General features: G+C 65.1%; 17 protein-coding genes. 3 read left to right on the forward strand and 14 right to left on the reverse strand.

Features of this window, described 5'->3' with window-relative positions:
- Window positions 1-15 precede the first annotated feature (15 nt).
- From GV068_RS24630 to GV068_RS24640, 3 genes are read right to left on the reverse strand one after another with little or no spacing between them, the layout of a single operon-like run.
- Entirely contained in the window at window positions 16-474 is a 459-nt protein-coding gene (locus GV068_RS24630) for a cupin domain-containing protein (protein ID WP_159704314.1), read from the reverse strand.
- Complete coding sequence (locus tag GV068_RS24635) at window positions 471-1682, reverse strand: MFS transporter (RefSeq protein ID WP_159704317.1); 1212 nt, start codon at window positions 1680-1682, stop codon at window positions 471-473. Before GV068_RS24635 ends, GV068_RS24630 begins: the two co-directional genes overlap by 4 nt.
- Window positions 1683-1695: 13 nt before the next feature.
- A complete protein-coding gene (locus GV068_RS24640) occupies window positions 1696-2745 on the reverse strand; it encodes an NAD(P)-dependent alcohol dehydrogenase (protein WP_159704321.1) in 1050 nt (349 codons plus the stop codon).
- Between the two features lie 156 nt (window positions 2746-2901).
- Between GV068_RS24640 and GV068_RS24645 the strand changes: the two genes are divergently transcribed.
- The 3 genes from GV068_RS24645 to GV068_RS24655 all read left to right on the forward strand — a co-directional run bounded on the left by GV068_RS24645 (window position 2902) and on the right by GV068_RS24655 (window position 5682).
- The gene (locus tag GV068_RS24645) at window positions 2902-3795 is read left to right on the forward strand and encodes a LysR family transcriptional regulator (protein WP_159704324.1); all 894 of its coding nucleotides are present in this window, start codon (window positions 2902-2904) and stop codon (window positions 3793-3795) included.
- Between the two features lie 136 nt (window positions 3796-3931).
- Window positions 3932-4756, forward strand: a complete 825-nt coding sequence (locus GV068_RS24650; RefSeq protein ID WP_159704327.1) for a universal stress protein — start codon at window positions 3932-3934, stop codon at window positions 4754-4756.
- A gap of 536 nt (window positions 4757-5292) precedes the next feature.
- Window positions 5293-5682 (forward strand): VOC family protein, encoded by a 390-nt coding sequence (locus GV068_RS24655; protein WP_159705528.1) that lies wholly within the window; start codon window positions 5293-5295, stop codon window positions 5680-5682.
- Window positions 5683-6123: 441 nt separating this feature from the next.
- On the opposite strand, the gene GV068_RS24660 is transcribed toward GV068_RS24655, so the two are convergent.
- The 11 genes from GV068_RS24660 to GV068_RS24710 form a co-directional block, all read right to left on the reverse strand.
- Window positions 6124-7809 carry an AMP-binding protein gene (locus GV068_RS24660; RefSeq protein ID WP_159704330.1) on the reverse strand — a complete coding sequence of 562 codons (1686 nt, stop codon included), beginning with the start codon at window positions 7807-7809 and terminating at the stop codon, window positions 6124-6126.
- A 19-nt stretch (window positions 7810-7828) separates the two neighbouring features.
- Window positions 7829-8137 carry a non-heme iron oxygenase ferredoxin subunit gene (locus GV068_RS24665; RefSeq protein WP_159704333.1) on the reverse strand — a complete coding sequence of 103 codons (309 nt, stop codon included), beginning with the start codon at window positions 8135-8137 and terminating at the stop codon, window positions 7829-7831.
- A gap of 31 nt (window positions 8138-8168) precedes the next feature.
- A complete protein-coding gene (locus GV068_RS24670; RefSeq protein WP_229464491.1) occupies window positions 8169-9179 on the reverse strand; it encodes a 2Fe-2S iron-sulfur cluster-binding protein in 1011 nt (336 codons plus the stop codon).
- A 13-nt stretch (window positions 9180-9192) separates the two neighbouring features.
- On the reverse strand, window positions 9193-10218 hold the full coding sequence (locus GV068_RS24675; protein WP_159704336.1) for an amidohydrolase family protein: 1026 nt from the start codon (window positions 10216-10218) through the stop codon (window positions 9193-9195).
- A gap of 12 nt (window positions 10219-10230) precedes the next feature.
- Entirely contained in the window at window positions 10231-11259 is a 1029-nt protein-coding gene (gene dmpG / locus GV068_RS24680; protein WP_159704339.1) for a 4-hydroxy-2-oxovalerate aldolase, read from the reverse strand.
- A complete protein-coding gene (locus tag GV068_RS24685) occupies window positions 11256-12182 on the reverse strand; it encodes an acetaldehyde dehydrogenase (acetylating) (protein ID WP_159704342.1) in 927 nt (308 codons plus the stop codon). Before GV068_RS24685 ends, dmpG begins: the two co-directional genes overlap by 4 nt.
- Window positions 12183-12197: 15 nt before the next feature.
- Window positions 12198-12980 (reverse strand): 2-oxopent-4-enoate hydratase, encoded by a 783-nt coding sequence (gene dmpE / locus GV068_RS24690; RefSeq protein ID WP_159705534.1) that lies wholly within the window; start codon window positions 12978-12980, stop codon window positions 12198-12200.
- Window positions 12981-13005: 25 nt separating this feature from the next.
- Window positions 13006-13863, reverse strand: coding sequence for an alpha/beta fold hydrolase (locus tag GV068_RS24695; protein ID WP_159704345.1), 858 nt, complete (start codon window positions 13861-13863; stop codon window positions 13006-13008).
- A 62-nt stretch (window positions 13864-13925) separates the two neighbouring features.
- Window positions 13926-14567: a TetR/AcrR family transcriptional regulator gene (locus tag GV068_RS24700; protein ID WP_201303349.1), complete on the reverse strand. Its 642-nt coding sequence runs from the start codon at window positions 14565-14567 to the stop codon at window positions 13926-13928.
- Window positions 14564-15343, reverse strand: coding sequence for an SDR family oxidoreductase (locus GV068_RS24705; protein ID WP_201303350.1), 780 nt, complete (start codon window positions 15341-15343; stop codon window positions 14564-14566). Before GV068_RS24705 ends, GV068_RS24700 begins: the two co-directional genes overlap by 4 nt.
- Window positions 15336-16238, reverse strand: a complete 903-nt coding sequence (locus GV068_RS24710) for a VOC family protein (RefSeq protein ID WP_201303351.1) — start codon at window positions 16236-16238, stop codon at window positions 15336-15338. Before GV068_RS24710 ends, GV068_RS24705 begins: the two co-directional genes overlap by 8 nt.
- Window positions 16239-16242 lie beyond the last annotated feature (4 nt).

The raw sequence follows: 16242 nt of genomic DNA on the forward strand, positions 1-16242 counted from the left end.
TTGCGGCGCGCCGGGCTACTTCCCGTACTGCTCGTTGCTGACCTTCTCCAGCCACACCACGTTCTTGCCCTCGACCGTGTTCTGGATCGCGATGTGGGTCAGCGCGCTGCTGGGCTGGGCGCCGTGCCAGTGCTTCACGCCTGGCGGCGTCCAGATCACGTCGCCCGCGCGGATGGTCTCAAGCTTGCCGCCCCATTGCTGGATGCGGCCGACGCCGGCCGTCACGACCAGCACCTGGCCCGCCGGGTGGGTGTGCCAGGCCGAGCGCGCACCCGGCTCGAAAGTCACGTAGGCGCCCGAGGTGGGCGACGGCCCGCTTGGCGCGAACAGCGGATCGATGCGCACGCTGCCGGTGAAGTTCTGGGCCGGTCCCTTGCTTGAGGCCTGGCTGCCGGCGCGGGTGATGACCATGTCCTGCGCAAGGCTGGAAGCGCCGAGGCTCAGGCCGAGGATGGCGATGCAAAGTCGTTTCATGTGCTCTCCTTGTGGATGGATAAGTGAGATAGCCGCGCCGCCCCCACGGCCAGCAGGGCAGCCAGCACCAGGAGCCCCGCGCTGGCGCCGAAGGTCGCGCGATAGCCGCTCAGGTCGAACAGGAAGCCGCCGACGGTGGCGCCGAGCATGATCGCGAGCTGGATCACTGCCACCATCAGGCCGCCGCCAGCTTCGGCCTCATGGGGCAGCGTGGTCGACAGCCACATCCACCAGCCCACCGGCGCCGCAGTGGCGACCAGGCCCCACGCGGCCAGCAGGACGGCAGTGACCGGCAGCGAAGCGCCGAATGCGATCAAGCCGCCGGCAATCCCGGCCATCAAGAGCGGTATGCCGACCAGCACGCGGTACAGGCCCTGCTTGAGGAAGCCGCCGATGACGCTGGTGCCGACGAAGCCGGCGACGCCGACCAGCAGCAACACGAAGGACAGGGTCGACACGTCGACCTGCGTCACGCGCTCCAGGAAGGGCCGCAGGTAGGTGAACAGTGCGAACTGCCCCATGAAGAACACGCTTACCGCCGCCAGTCCGAGTGCGACGGCGGGACGCCGCGCCAGCCGGAACAGGTTTGCGGATGCTCCCCCGTGCTGCGCCGGCAGCGCAGGCAGGCTGGCGAACTTCCACACCAGCGCCAGCGCCGCCACCGGCACCACGCAGAAGAAGGCGCCGCGCCAGCCGACCAGCGCGCCGAGGTAGCTGCCGGCGGGCGCCGCCACCACTGTGGCCAGCGCGTTGCCGCCATTGAGGATGGCCAGCGCGCGCGCCACCTGATGCGGCGGCACCAGGCGCATCGCGATCGCGGCCGACATCGACCAGAAGCCGCCGATCGCCACGCCGATCAGCGCGCGTCCGGCCATGAATACGCCATAGTTCGGCGCCAGCGCGACCAGGGTGCCGGAAGCGATCATCAAGAGCGTCAGCCCGAGCAGCAGGCGCTTGCGGTCGATGCGGCCGGCCAGCGTCGGGAACAGCAGGCTGGTGACCAGCGCGAATGCACCGGAGATCGCGATGGCCTGCCCGGCCTGCCCTTCGCTGATGCCGAGATCGGCCGCGATCGGCGTGAGCAGGCTGACCGGCATGAATTCCGATGCGATCAGCGCAAAAGCGCCCAGCGACAGCGCGCACACCGCGCCCCAGGCCGCCGGCTTGTGCGCGCTCCGCGCCTCTTCCAGAGGCAGGTCGAGATGCATGTTACCCATCCGTTCAGCCTCCCAGCGTCGCACTATCGATCACGAAGCGGTATTTCACGTCGCCCGCCAGCATGCGCTCGTAGGCGGCGTTGATCTCATCGGCCCGAATCATCTCGATGTCGGCGACGATGCCGTGTTCGGCGCAGAAGTCCAGCATCTCCTGGGTTTCCGGGATCCCGCCGATCATCGAACCGGCCAGCGCACGGCGCTTCATGATCAGGTTGAACACCTGCGGCGACGGATGCGGCGAGGATGGCGCGCCCACCAGCACCATGGTGCCGTCGCGCTTGAGCAGCGTGAGGTAGGCGTCGAGGTCGTGCGGCGCGGCCACCGTGTTGACGATCAGGTCCAGGCTGTGCGCCTGCGCGGCCATCGCCGCCGGGTCGCGCGAGACCACCACCTCGTGGGCGCCGAGAGCTTCGGCATCGCGCCGCTTCGACTCCGAGGTGGTGAAGGCCACCACGTGGGCGCCGAGGGCGCGCGCCAGCTTGATGCCCATGTGTCCGAGGCCACCGATGCCGACGATGCCGACCCGCTTGCCGGGGCCAGCCTGCCAGTGGCGCAGCGGCGACCAGGTCGTGATGCCGGCGCACAGCAGCGGCGCCACCGCCGCCAGCTGGGCTTCGTCGTGGTGTACGCGCAGCACGAAGCGTTCGTGCACCACGATCTGCTGGGAGTAGCCGCCCAGGGTATGGCCGGGTGCGTCCGCAGTAGGCCCGTTGTAGGTGCCGACCATGCCGTCGCAGTAGTTTTCCAGGCCGGCCTCGCAGTCGGCGCAGTGCCGGCAGCTGTCGACCATGCAGCCGACGCCGACCAGGTCGCCCACTTTGTGGCGCGTGACATGGGCGCCCACCGCGGCGACACGGCCGACGATCTCGTGACCCGGCACGCAGGGGTAAATGGTACCGGCCCATTCGCCGCGCACCTGGTGCAGGTCGGAGTGGCACACGCCGCAGAAGGCGATGTCGATCTGGACGTCGTGCGCGCCGGGGGCGCGGCGGGTAATGGCGAGCGGTCCGAGTGGCTGGTCGCCCGCGTGGGCGCCATAGGCGTTGACAGTCATGCTGCTTCCTTCCAATCCAATAACAAAGGCTGCATGGTAGCGGCGGATCGCACCCAAAAACGGGCTGGAAATTGCATGGGCTTATGAATGGGCGTCATGAATTAGCGGCCTTATTCGTGCGAGAATTTGCATAATCTTCCACGAAAGCCCTGCCGCATGGCCCGCGACAACATCAACGACATCCTGGTTTTCCTCGCCGTCGCGCGGGAGCGCAGCTTCACGCGCGCCGCCGCCCGCCTCGGCATGACCCAGTCGGCGCTCAGCCACATCGTGCGTTCGCTAGAACAGCGCCTCGGCGTGCGCCTGCTGACCCGCACCACGCGCAGCGTCTCGCCCACCGAGGCGGGCGAGCGCCTGATCCAGAACGTGGCGCCCAAGCTGGAAGAGATCGAGGCCGAGATCGCCGACATCAGCGACCTGGGCGACAAGCCGGTCGGCACCGTGCGCATCACCGCCATCGACCACGTCATCGAGCGTATCCTGTGGCCGCGCATCGCGCCGCTGCTGCCGCAATACCCGGACCTGCACGTGGAATTCAGCGCCGACTACCGCATCGTCGACATCGCGGCCGAGCGCTTCGACATCGGCGTGCGCCACGGCGACCAGGTCGACAAGGACATGATCGCCGTGCGCCTCACGGCCGACGTCCAGATGCGCATCGTCGGTGCGCCCGCCTATTTCGAATGGCGTCCGAAGCCGGCCTCGCTGCAGGACCTGGTGAAGCACAACTGCATCGGGCTGCGCCTGTCGAGTAGCGGCGGCATCTACGCCTGGGAACTGGAGCACGCGGGCGAAGCCCTGGAGGCGCGCCCGCGCGGCCAGCTGATCTTCAACGAAGCGGCGCACCAGGTGGCGGCGGCCGTGAGCGGCGCCGGCTTGGCCTTCGTGCCCGACGAGCTGGTGGCCGAGCACATCGCCGCCGGACGCCTTGTCAGCGTGATGGAAGACTGGTGCCCGCGCTTCGCCGGCCTGCATGCCTTCTACCCCAGCCGCCGTCACTCGCGCGCACTGGCCCTGGTCATCGACGCCATCCGCCATCGCCCCGATTAGGACTGGAAATTTGCAGGATTATTGATCTGCATCATCCGCACGTCTGACGCAGCCCTTCACTCGGCGTAGAGTCATCGCTGCCGGACGCCCGCCTTTCGGCGCGGCCCGGCTTGAGGACCGTCAAGGAGGAGCTGCCATGTACAAGACCATCATTGTCCATGTCGACGAGAGCCCGCTGACCGAGGCCAGGCTGCGCGCCGCTGCAGGGCTGGCCAACGCCCACGAGGCGCACCTGGTGGGCTGCGCCGCGACCGGCATGTCCTGGCCCGCCTATGCCATGCTGACCGGCTCGATGGCGGTCAGCCCCGCCGATGAATTCGACTCGCTGCGCGAGGCGGCCCGCGCTTCCCTGGGGCGCTTCGCCGAGCGCGCGCGCCAGCTGGGCGTGGCGTCGCTGGAAGAGCGCCTGGTCGAGGACGAGAACCGCGACGCCCTGCTGCTGCATTCGCGCTACGCCGACCTGGTGGTCACCGGCCAGGACGCAGGCGACGCCGCCACCGTGCGCGGCCTGCCGCAATACCTGGCCATGCACGGCGTGCGCCCGGTGCTGGTGGTGCCGCCCTCCTATGACGGCGCGCCGCTGGCGGACAACATCGTGGTCGGCTGGGACGGCAGCGGCCAGGCCATCCGCGCGATTGCCGGCGCCATGCCGCTGCTCACGCGCGCGCGCAACGTGCGCCTGGCGCTGGTCAATCCCGACCTCGAATCCGGCCTGCATGGCGAGGAGCCGGGCGCCGACATCGTGCTCTACCTGGCGCGCCACGGCGTGCGGGTCGAGGTGCTGAGCGAACGCTCCCAGGCCAGCGTCGGCGACGCCCTGATAGGCATGGCGAAGGGCGCCGGCGCCAGCCTCTTGGTCACGGGCGCCTTCGGCCACAGCCGCTACCGCGAGATCGTGCTGGGCGGCGTCACCCGCGTGCTGCTCGAGCGCGCCCCGCTACCGGTGCTGATGGCGCATTGAAGGACCGGCCATGAACCAGCCCGGCTTCCCGCCCGCCCGGCCAACACCGCCCTGGGCGCAGTCCCAGGGCGGTACGTGCTCGAACCTTGAACGGTCGGGGACGTGGTCCTCTGAATAATACAGTCCCATCAAAGCTCGGGGCAACTGATATTGCGTCAACATGACACTTGTCCTGCCCGACGCTCGCTTTGGCCGCCGGCACGCGGGCATCGATATCCCGGTCTGCTATCTCAACCGATCTTTCTCTGCCTATCCGTGGCAACTGAAGAAAAAAGGCAGGCGACGTTGCATGAAGAAGGTCGACATTTATCACCGATTTAAATAGGAGTACTATGTTGCTCTTTCGTCATCCACGGCCCGTCGTCGATGGGCGGGCAGTCGCGGTGCGGATCGTAGAGCAACAAGCGTCAGGGGAGATGGACTTGAACGTGCCGGCCCTGCCTGAGCAGCGGGCATCCGAAACGAACAAGGCATCTCCACAGTCGTCAGCAGTGCATCCAGAGAGTCTCCCTCAATTTCTTTCGGAAGGAAATGCGATGACAAACAATGTGGTGGGCTGGTTTGAGATTTACGTCGAAGACATGAACCGTGCACGCCGGTTCTATGAAGATGTGCTGGGGCTTGAGCTTGCCAAGATGCTGTCGCCGGCCGAAGCTGACGGGCCGTTAGAGGAAATGTGCGCCTTCCCTGCGCAGCAAAATGCATACGGCGCCCCGGGCGCGCTGGTCAGGATGGAAGGTTTCAAACCAGGCGGGAATAGCGTGCTCGTCTATTTCATTTGCGACGACTGCGCTGCCGCTGCTGCGCGGGCAGCTGCAGCGGGCGGGAGGATCTTCAAGGACAAATTCTCGATTGGCCAATACGGTTACATCGCCTTGGTCAACGACATCGAGGGCAACATGATCGGGCTCCACTCGATGACCTGAAAACCGTCTCTGCATGTACCGGGCAGCTCCCTGTCAACGAAGCTGGCCGGCCTGGGTTACAAAAGAAAAAAGCCACCTTGCGGTGGCTTCGATAACTTAACTTCTGTGCAAACAGGGATTCGCCCACGTTTCGCGGGCCGCGGTTGCGCGAGTACGCGCAACCCATCGAATCTGCCGCCTTGGCGACACCCGGAAAGCGCGCAGGCGCTTTCCTCGTCTCCGCCAAATTGCAAATAAAAAAGCCACCCGAGGGTGGCTTCCTTATTTTTCAACTTGGCGGAGACGGTGGAACTACTATTAACGACGAAAACCCGCACGTACACAGTTACCCGTCTGATCAGATCGCGCGCCTACCCTCAGCCATACCCCAAACATATTTTTGCCCGACCGCGGCTGTCTCACTCGAAAGCGCCTATTCTATAAAGGCGCCGGTACTGCAGCTCACCCACCTAAAAAATCTTCTTCCCAGAACTCATTGGGCCTACGGTTCGCGCATCTTGCAGCCGCTTCCTGGTTTCGTAGTTCGACACGCCGGATCTTCCCAGAAATTGTTTTGGGGAGCTCAGTGAACTCGATCCGCCTGATCCGCTTGTAGGGAGAGAGCCGCGAGCGGGTAAAGGCAAAAATCGACGCCGCAAGCTCCGGCCCCGGCAGGGCTCCCTGGCGCAATGTAACGAAGGCTTTAGGAACCGACAAACGCAGCGCATCCGGACTCGGCACGATCGCCGCCTCGAGCACGTCGTCATGCTCCACCAATACACTTTCGAGTTCGAACGGGCTGATGCGATAGTCCGACGACTTGAAGACATCATCGTTCCGCCCGACGTAAAAGTAATATCCGTCCGCGTCACGCCATGCCGTGTCGCCGGTATGATAATGCCCTTGACGCAACGCTTGCGCCGTCTTCTCCGGCTCCCCCTGATAGCCGAGCATCAGTCCAACCGGCATAGGTTTGAGGACCAGCGAAATCTCCCCTTCGGCGGCAGGCAGCTCGTCGGCATCCAGCAGGACGACCTCATAGCCCGGCAGTGGCCGCCCCATCGAACCCGGCTTGATTGGCTGGCCAGGGGTATTGCCGATCTGCGCAGTCGTTTCGGACTGCCCGAAGCCGTCGCGAATCCGGATTCCCCAAGCACGCTCGACCTGGTCGATCACTTCGGGATTGAGCGGTTCACCGGCCCCGACCAGCTCGCGCAAGGGTACCTTGAACCGGGTCAGGTCTTCCTGAATCATCATGCGCCACACCGTGGGAGGGGCGCACAGGGAAGTCACTCCCGAGCTGCAGATCACATCCAGGACGTCACGCGCGTTGAAGCGCTCGTAGTTGTAGACGAAGACCGTCGCCCCTGCGTTCCACGGAGCGAACAGGCAGCTCCATGCATGCTTTGCCCAGCCGGGCGAGCTGATGTTCCAGTGCAGGTCGCCCTTTTGCAAGCCAATCCAGTACATCGTCGACAGGTGGCCCACTGGATAGCTCTGGTGACTGTGCAACACCAGCTTGGGCTTGGAAGTGGTGCCGGAGGTGAAGTACAGCAGCAGCGGATCGGTTGCCAGTGTCACGCCTTCCGGCAAAAAATCCATTGGTAATGCCAGCCGGCCGCTATCGAAGGAGTGCCACCCATCCACCTCGCCGCCGACGCTGATCCGGGTGTAGTTACCATGCATTTCCGTGAATTTCGGCGTTTCGCTGGCCTGGACGATGACATGCCGGATCGCACCCCGGTCGAGGCGATCGGCGAGGTCATCCCCGCACACCAGCATCGTGGTCGGCACGATGACCGCCCCCAGCTTCACCGCGGCGAGCATCAGCTCCCACAGTTCGACGCGGTTGGGCAGCATCAGGAGGACAGGGTCGCCGCGCTTCACTCCCAGGTCGCGCAGGTAATTGGCCGCCTGGTTCGAGCTCGCCGAAATCTCGGCGTAGCTCAATACCTGCTCGCTGCGATCGGCCGCCACTACCCGTAACGCCGGCGTATCGTTGCCGCGCGCCTCGACGTCGAAGTAGTCGAGGGCCCAGTTGAATTTTTCCATGGCCGGCGCGCGGTATTCGCGCATGGCGGTGTCGTAGTCGGTACGATGCCGCTGCAGCAGGTCGCGTGCGGCGGTGAATGCCCCGTAAGCGCTCATTGAGGTCTCCATGTCGTCACTATTCCTCGACCATGATGTCGTCGTCGACCAGCTTGATACGGTACACCTTTTGCGGCTCGACGGCGGGAAAGGTCAGCGCTTCGCCGGTCTTGATGCAGAAGCGCGCGTTATGCCAGGGGCATTCCACCTGCCCATCCTCGATCTCGCCTTCCGACAATGATGCCTCGCCGTGCGAACAGGTATCGTTCATGACGAAATAGCCCTGGTCGACATGAAAGACGGCCAGCGCCGGCATTCCATCGACCTCCGCGCGGAAGCATCCGCCTTCGGGAACGTCTCCCACCTTGCATACCTTGTGCAGTGCCATAAATGTCTCCAAAAAAACGGAAGCTGTCGCCTTAGAAGAAGCGATCAAAGTGTATTTGTGTTGCAGGGACCTTCGCCTCGATCATCAAGAGCCGTACTGCGGCTTCGATCATCGGCGGTGGCCCAGCCAGGTAATATTCGTAGACGTCCAGTGGCTGAGTCAATTTCCTGGGGATGAATTCGTGAACGAAACCCACGTCCCCCGACCAGGCAGCGCCGGCCAGGTCCGGCATCGACACGACCGGATGGAAGTCGACCGGAACGTCTTCGTCCGCCAGCATGGCTGCGACGTCGGGGATATCGCCCGGCCCGCGTCCGCCATACAGGATGATTGGCCGCGCCGCGGTGCCGGCCAGCGCGGCGCCGCGCACGATCGACAGCAGCGGCGCCAGGCCGGAGCCGCCGCCGATGCAGGCGACCGGACGCTTGCTTTTCTCGCGCAGGTAAGCGATGCCGTATGGGCCGTCGAGCACGACTTCGTCGCCCGCCTGGACGGCATCGAACAGCGCATTGCTTACGGTTCCGCCCGGTACGCGGCGGATGCCGAACTGCCAGCGCCCCTCGGGATTTGGCAGGTTCGACAGCGAGTAGGCCCGCAGCTGGCCCTTGCCGGGCACACCGATCAGCGCATACTGCCCGGGGAGAAAGGCGGCGGGACCATCCGCGGCGAACTCGAACAGCGAGATGTCCCCGGTCAGGGCGGTCTTGCTGGCGAGCGTGGCGCGGCGCTTCCGCGGCGGCGTCGCCGGCACGTACTCCGCACCCGTGCGTATCTTGATCGTGCAGTTGCCACGCGGGATGCATTGGCAGGCCAGCCGTTTGCCGCGCTCGCGCTCTTTCTGGCGCAGGCCGGTGGCTTCTGGAAACAGATCCTCGACCTCACCCTCGACCAGGTCGAACTTGCAGGAGCCGCAGGCGCCGACATTGCACTCATAGGCAATGCCGAGCCCCTGGCGCAGCCCGGCGCGCAGCAGGGTATCCTCGCCGTCGCAATCAAAAACATCGTCGCTTCCGGCCAGGCGGATTTGAAATTGCTGTTTCACGATAATGCTCCAGTCAAAACTGCCGATCGGTCACGCGCGGGCCAAGCCAGCGCATGGCGTTTTCATGGGTCAGCAGGGCCGTCGTCTCGGCGTCGAGGCCGAGTTCAGCGATGCGGCCGGCCGGATCCATGTCGCGGATGACGAACGGATAGTCCGATCCGATCATGGTCTGGGTCGGCCCAAACAGGGCAAGCTGGTTTTCCAGCAGCCTGCGGTCATATACCAGGCTGTCGTAGTAGAACGACCTGGCGCTTTCCATCGGCGGCCCCATCGTGTCGCGCAAGGCGGGGAAGATGGACCACGCATGCTGGAGGCGCGCCGCCAGCGCGGCGAAGCTTCCGCCGCCATGGCTGAGCGCAATGCGCAGGCGCGGATGTCGCGCGAGCGTACCCCCGGTGATCAACGAGGCCGCGGCCAGCCCTGTCTCGCAGGGAAATGCCAGGACCTGTTCGAGCGCTGGCGGGCCGACAAGGCGGTCCATGCCGCACGGCCGCAAGGGATGGACGAAGATCGCCGCATCCCAGGCCTCGGCGGCGGCGAAGAACGGTTCGAGCTGCGGTGCGCCGATCGGCACGCCGTTGACGTTGGTGCCGATCTCCACGCCGGCCAGGCCAAGCGTGTGCAGCGCATGATCCAGCTCCGCGATCGCCAGCCCGACGTCCTGCAGCGGCACCGCGCCCAGGCCGAAGAAACGCTCCGGCTGCTGCGCCACCATGCGCGCGATGTCCTGGTTCAGGTGGCGCGCCAGCGCCGCGCCATCGCGCGGCGCCAGCCAGTAGGACAGCAGCTCGGGCATGGGCGAGAGCACCTGGCGCCCGATACCGAGGCTGTCCATGTCGATGCTGCGCGAAGGCGCGTCCCATGACTGCTGCGGCACCGTACGGAACACGCTGCCGGCGATCATGACGCTGCGGTGGCAGGCGTGTGCCGGCGCCATCGACGGCCAGGGCGCCGCCGCATCCACGCCCGGGTAGGCGGGAAAATTCTCGGGCACGACGTGGGTATGGACGTCGATCGCGCGGCAGTGGCTGTGCGGCATGCGGGCGCCTTCCTAGACGGCCAGGCCGCGTTCGCGCGCCATGGTCAGGGCGGTGTCTTCGATCATGTCTTCCTGCCCGCCCACCATCCCGCGCCGTCCCAGTTCGATCAGGAGCTCGCGCGCCGGTACCTTGTACTTTGCCTCCGCCCGTTTGGCGAACAGCAGGAAGGAGGAGTACACACCGGCATAGCCGAGCGTGAGCGAGTCACGGTCGATCCGGATCGCGTGGTCCATCATCGGCACCACCAGGTCGTCGGCCACGTCCTGGATCTTGAACAGGTCGACTCCGGTCTCGATCCCCATGCGCGCGCAAACTGCGACGAACACTTCCATCGGCGTATTCCCTGCACCGGCGCCGAGCCCGGCGGCGGCGGCATCGATGCGGTTCGCGCCGTACTCGACCGCGACGACCGAATTGGCGACGCCCATGGCGAGGTTGTGGTGGCCGTGGAAGCCGAGTTCGGTTTCCGGCTTCAGCCGATCGCGCAGCAGGCCAATGCGCGCCTTCACGTCCTCGGGCAGCATGTAGCCGGCCGAATCGGTGCAGTAGATGCAGTTCGCGCCGTAGCTTTCCATCAGCCGGGCCTGTTCGAGGACTTTCTCGGGGCTGGCCATGTGCGCCATCATTAGGAAGCCGACCGTGTCCATGCCGAGCTTGCGGGCGCGGCTGATATGCTGCTCGGCGACATCCGCTTCGGTGCTGTGGGTCGCCACGCGGATGGTGTTGACGCCCAGTTCGCGCGCCATGTGCAGATGGTCGACTGTGCCGATGCCCGGCAGGAGCAGCGCCGATACCTTGGCCTGCTTCATCAGCGGGATCACGGCGCCGAGGTATTCCTCGTCCGAATGTGCGGGAAAGCCGTAATTGACCGACGATCCGCCCAGTCCATCCCCATGGGTGACCTCGATCAGCGGCACCCCGGCCGCGTCCAGGCCCTGGGCGATGCTGGTCATCTGGTCGAGCGTCATCAGGTGGCGTTTCGGATGCATGCCGTCGCGCAGGGTCATGTCATGCAAGGTGATGGTCTTGCTCGTGCTCATGCGGGCTCCTTTGCGCGCGCTGCCGCTTGCAGCTTCAACTCGCCACTGATCATCTTTTCGGCAAACATCTCGGCGGTGCGTGCGCCCGCCGCGGTCATGATGTCGAGGTTGCCGGCGTACTTCGGCAAGTAGTCGCCGAGGCCCTCGACTTCCATGAAGATCGAAACACGCTTGCCGTCGAATACCGGCCCGTTGACCAGCTTGTAGCCCGGCACGTATTTCTGGACTTCCCTGATCATGGCGTGCACCGACGCGGTGATCGCATCGCGGTCAGGCTCATCGTCGGTCAGGCAGTGGACGGTGTCACGCATGATCAGTGCCGGCTCTGCCGGGTTGATGATGATGATTGCCTTGCCCTTGCGCGCGCCCCCTACCCGCTCGACTGCGCCTGCGGTGGTGCGGGTGAACTCATCGATGTTCTTGCGCGTGCCAGGTCCCGCCGAGCGCGACGACACGGTGGCCACGATTTCGCCGTAGGCAACCGGCTGCACGCGCGATACCGCCGCTACCAGCGGAATCGTCGCCTGTCCGCCGCAAGTCACCATGTTCACGTTCATCACGCCCTTGCCGAGGTTTTCCAGCAAGTTGACCGGCGGGACGCAGTACGGACCGATCGCGGCCGGGGTCAGGTCGATCATCAAGACGCCGAGTTCGTTGAGCTTGCGTGAGTTCTCGGCATGGACGTAGGCGCTGGTCGCGTCGAAGGCAATCTGGATGTTGTCGGCCAGGACGTGGGGAAGCAGTCCATCGACGCCGTCGGCGGTGGTCTTGATGCCCATCTCGGCTGCGCGGCGCAGCCCTTCGGACTGCGGATCGATCCCTACCATCCACACCGGCTCGAGATAGGGACTGCGCTGGAGCTTGTACAGCAGGTCGGTACCGATGTTGCCAGGTCCGATCAATGCACATCTGATCTTTTGCATGGGAGTTTCCTTGGTTTAGTAGAAGCGGACGGCGCACCCGCCGATGCCGCCGATCGCCACCCGCAGGTTGTCGCCGGCCTTGACCGGCACCATCGCGCCGAGCGCACCGGACAGGATCACTTCACCGGCTTTCAGGCCGATCCCGAGCCGGCCCAGGGTATTGGCCAGCCACACGATGGCGTTGACGGGCGAGCCCATGGTGGCGGCACCGGCGCCGGTGACGACCACCTCGCCGTTCTTTTCGAGGACCATGCCGCAGGTCCGCAGGTCGAGCGCGCGCGGGTCGACCATGCGGTCGCCCAGCACGAACACGCCGCAGGAGGCATTGTCGGCGACGGTGTCGGCGATCTTGATCTTCCAGTCGGTAATGCGCGAATCGACGATCTCGAAGCAGGCCATCACCCCTTCGGTGGCGGCCAGCACGTCGGCCGCGCTCACGCCCGGACCCATCAGGTCCTTTTTCAGCACGAAGGCGATCTCTCCCTCAGCCTTGGGGGCGATCAGGCTGGCCGCCTCGATGGCCGCACCGTCGCCGTGGATCATCCCGTCGAGCATGTAGCCGAAGTCCGGTTGATCGACGCCGAGCATGTTCATGACGGCCACACTCGTGACGCCGATCTTCTTGCCGACGATGCGTTCGCCCAAGTCGGTACGGCGCTGGACCATGCGCTGCTGGATGCGGTACGCATCGGCGATGCTGATCTCGGACTCGCGGCTGCTCAGGGGTCCGACGCTGCGCCGTGCAAGCAAGGCTTCGTACAGCTCGTCGCCATATTGGCGAATTTTTTCTTCTGTCATCGTCATGGGATTTTTCCTTTTCTACTCAGGCGGCGCGGAAGAAGCGGGCGGCGACCGTGTTGAACTCCTCCGGCGCCTCGTACTGCGGCCAGTGCGCCGAATCGCCTTTCATCACATACAACTCGCTGCCGGGAATGCGCGCCTGCGACGCACGTGCGGTTTCGAGATCGTGGATCGGGTTGTCGAGGGTCCACAGGAACATGGTCGGACAGGCGATCTGTTCGAGGGGAATCAGGTAGTCGTCATGGCGGCCGATGATGGCGTTGATGATCGGCGCGACCACGCGCGTCTCAGGGCGCAGGTAGATGCCCAGGCGCAAATTGAGCAGTTCATCGTCAACCAGGTGGCGGTTGTTTTCATGCATCAGCCAATGCAGGCGGGCACGCACCGATTCCGGCGTCGGTACGTTGTTGACGTTGCGCGCGTTCAGGGCCATCAGGTTCTGCAAGTCGGCCCTGCCCTTTTCGGACACCACCGGCAGCCCGGCGGCGGTGTTGAGCATCAGCTTGCCGACCCGGTGCGGATACTTGGCTGCGAACAGTCCCGACACCCATCCGCCCAGCGATTCGCCCGACAGATGGGCGCGCTCGAGATCCAGCGCGTCCATCAGCTCGGCCAGTTGCTCGACCAGCAGAAGCGGCGAATACTCGAGCACCGGCTTGTCGGACAGGCCATGGCCGACATAGTCGAAGGCGATGACGTGGAACTCCGCGGACAAGGGAATCAGGTTCTTGGCATAGGCTTCCAGATGCCCATTGATACCGTGTTGAAACAGGATGGCCGGCGCGTTCCTGTCGCCCGCCTCGGCAATCCGGATCCGTCCGAACGAGCGGGTTTGCACATAGCGGATTTCCGTCCCCAGCATATCGTTCCATAAGCTCATGTCTCTTTTTCCTTTTGATGATTGGTGTTGGCCAGCCCGCAGCAGATGCCGGCCCGGGTTCACTACGCCACTGCCCGCTTGCTGTCGTACAGCCTGCGTGCGGCGTCGTAGGCAAGCGTTTTGACCCGTTCGAAACGCTCGGGGTCGCGGTCCCACAGCAGCCGTACCGACAGGCCGCGGATCGCGCTGAACGCCAGCCACAGCACGTCGTCGGCGTCGGCCCGCGACAGGCCGTGGCTTTCGAGTACCTGCGTCCACATTCCTTCCACCGCGAACCGGTTCAGGCGCGCGCTGTCCTGCACCGCCTCACGCAATTCCGGATCGCGTCCGGCGGCGGCCAGCATGTCCAGCCCGAGCGTGAAATCCTGCCCCAGGAAGAAGGCAGAGGCATCCTCGATCAGGGCGGCGATGACATCGTCGCCGCGCGCCACAGCCGACGCACGCGCCAGGCTGGCATGGCTGGCCTGCTGGAAAATGCGCGCGAAGATTGCCTGCACCAGTTCCACTTTCGACGGGAAGTGATGGGTCTGCGCACCGCGCGAGACGCCTGCTGCCGCCGTCACGTCCGCCACCCGCAGTCCTGCATACCCGTGCTTGCGCATGACTTCCGTGGCCGCTGCCAGGATGCGTTCCTGGGTGTCGGTGCTGCGTTCGGTCTGGGTCCGGCGCGCCGGCCGGACGGCGTCTGCGGGCGGCTTGCTCACAGCATGGTGCTCCCGCCGTTGACGCTGATGACTTGCCCGGTCACGTAGGACGCCTCCCTGCCTGCCAGAAAGACCGTCATCGCCGCCACCTCGTCGACTTCAGCCGGGCGTCCCATCGGGATCACCTCGACCACCTGGGCGGCGAAGGCCGGGGCGGCTTCACGCGCACGGTCCAGCGCCGCTGTGTTAACCGCGCACGGCGCGACCGTGTTGACCGTGATACCGGCGCCGGCGAACTCGCGCGCCAGGCCCGTGGTCAGACCGTGCACACCGCCCTTGGCGGCGTTGTAGGCGGCGTGTTGCCACAGGCCGTTGCGCACGGAATCGGCACCGATGTTGATGATGCGGCCGTAGCCGGCATGGAGCATGTCGGGCAGGAAGGCGCGGCAGCACCAGAGCGTGGTCCACAGGTTGCGGTCGAGCGTGGCGCGCAGCGTTTCCGGCGTATGCTCGAGGAAAGGACGAATGACGCCGCCACCGGCGTTGTTGATCAGGATGCCGGCGGCACCGAACTCGGCCCGCACGCGGGCAAGCAGCGCTTCGACCACGTCCTCGCGCGACAGGTCGCCAGAGAACGTGCGTACCTGGCCGCCATGCGCCGCGCGTACCTCGGTGGCTGCCCCTTCCAGCGTGTCGCCGAGCAGGTCGGCCATGACGACCTGCGCGCCCTGGGCCGCCAGCTGCAGCGAAATCGCCAGACCGATGCCATGGGCGGCGCCGGTCACGACCGCCACCTGGCCCGCCAGGCGCTCTGTTGACGGGATCCGCTCAGTCATGGCCGCCCTCGATCGCACCGAATTTGCCGAACTGCTCATGCGGCGTGCTGCCCCAGATGTCCATCGTCCGCGAATGCATTTCGAGCATGCGCGGTTCGCGAGGATTCTCTTCGTGGATCTCCTCCATTCCGAAGCTGAACTCCATCGTCATGCCATCCGGATCCAGGAAATACAGGAAAATGCTGGTGGAAGGCAGATGACGACCTGGTCCGAACACGATCTGCACTCCGGCCTTTTTCATGCGGTTGATGGCGGCGCCGATATCGTCGATGTCCGACACCATGAAGTTGACATGGTGGAGGTGATCGCGCTCGCTCTTGCCGACAGCCAGTGCGTGGTGCAGCGGATTCGGGAAGCAGCGCATCCAGGAAAACTTGTTTTCGACGAAATCCGATACCGTGAAGTTGAACACCTCGCTCAGCGTACGCACCGACTCCGCATACTTGCGGGCGCCGAGCACGACATGGCCAATGCGAGCGATCTTGGTCACCGTGGGGTTGAACGGCACGGCCATCTGGATCATGCGGTCATAGAACTCGAGCATCAGGCCCGAATTCGGCTCGCGAACACGGAAAGCGGGGCCGATGCCGAGCGCAGTGCTTTCGGCTGGATCGATCCACTGAGGCGCCATGCCGCTCTCGGCCAGGTGCGCGAAAGCGCGCTCGAGGTCGGCCTTGGTCGCCATTTTGTAGGCGACTCGCTTGATCCCAGCTGACGGGGCCTGGTACAGGATCAGGCTGTGATGGTCCTGGCCGCAACGCAGGAATGCCATGCGCTCATCCATCGTCACGACTTCCAGGCCCATCAGGTCCCGATAGAACGGGACCGACCGCTCAAGGCTGGTGACGTTAAGGGCGGCATAGCCCAGCTTTTCATAACGGAATGGTAGTGTCACGGTG

The organism is Massilia sp. 9I (genome assembly GCF_902506415.1).
Lineage (GTDB): Bacteria > Pseudomonadota > Gammaproteobacteria > Burkholderiales > Burkholderiaceae_D > Telluria.

Excerpts from the sequence above, each read along its gene's own strand:
- GV068_RS24685 (WP_159704342.1), bottom strand. The coding sequence starts at position 12,182 with ATGCAAAAGATCAGATGTGCATTGATCGGACCTGGCAACATCGGTACC.
- GV068_RS24640 (WP_159704321.1), bottom strand. The coding sequence starts at position 2,745 with ATGACTGTCAACGCCTATGGCGCCCACGCGGGCGACCAGCCACTCGGA.
- GV068_RS24660 (WP_159704330.1), bottom strand. The coding sequence starts at position 7,809 with ATGAGCGCTTACGGGGCATTCACCGCCGCACGCGACCTGCTGCAGCGG.
- GV068_RS24650 (WP_159704327.1), top strand. The coding sequence starts at position 3,932 with ATGTACAAGACCATCATTGTCCATGTCGACGAGAGCCCGCTGACCGAG.
- dmpE (WP_159705534.1), bottom strand. The coding sequence starts at position 12,980 with ATGACAGAAGAAAAAATTCGCCAATATGGCGACGAGCTGTACGAAGCC.
- GV068_RS24675 (WP_159704336.1), bottom strand. The coding sequence starts at position 10,218 with ATGCCGCACAGCCACTGCCGCGCGATCGACGTCCATACCCACGTCGTG.
- GV068_RS24630 (WP_159704314.1), bottom strand. The coding sequence starts at position 474 with ATGAAACGACTTTGCATCGCCATCCTCGGCCTGAGCCTCGGCGCTTCC.
- GV068_RS24665 (WP_159704333.1), bottom strand. The coding sequence starts at position 8,137 with ATGGCACTGCACAAGGTATGCAAGGTGGGAGACGTTCCCGAAGGCGGA.
- GV068_RS24645 (WP_159704324.1), top strand. The coding sequence starts at position 2,902 with ATGGCCCGCGACAACATCAACGACATCCTGGTTTTCCTCGCCGTCGCG.
- GV068_RS24635 (WP_159704317.1), bottom strand. The coding sequence starts at position 1,682 with ATGCATCTCGACCTGCCTCTGGAAGAGGCGCGGAGCGCGCACAAGCCG.
- GV068_RS24705 (WP_201303350.1), bottom strand. The coding sequence starts at position 15,343 with ATGACTGAGCGGATCCCGTCAACAGAGCGCCTGGCGGGCCAGGTGGCG.
- GV068_RS24695 (WP_159704345.1), bottom strand. The coding sequence starts at position 13,863 with ATGAGCTTATGGAACGATATGCTGGGGACGGAAATCCGCTATGTGCAA.
- dmpG (WP_159704339.1), bottom strand. The coding sequence starts at position 11,259 with ATGAGCACGAGCAAGACCATCACCTTGCATGACATGACCCTGCGCGAC.
- GV068_RS24655 (WP_159705528.1), top strand. The coding sequence starts at position 5,293 with ATGACAAACAATGTGGTGGGCTGGTTTGAGATTTACGTCGAAGACATG.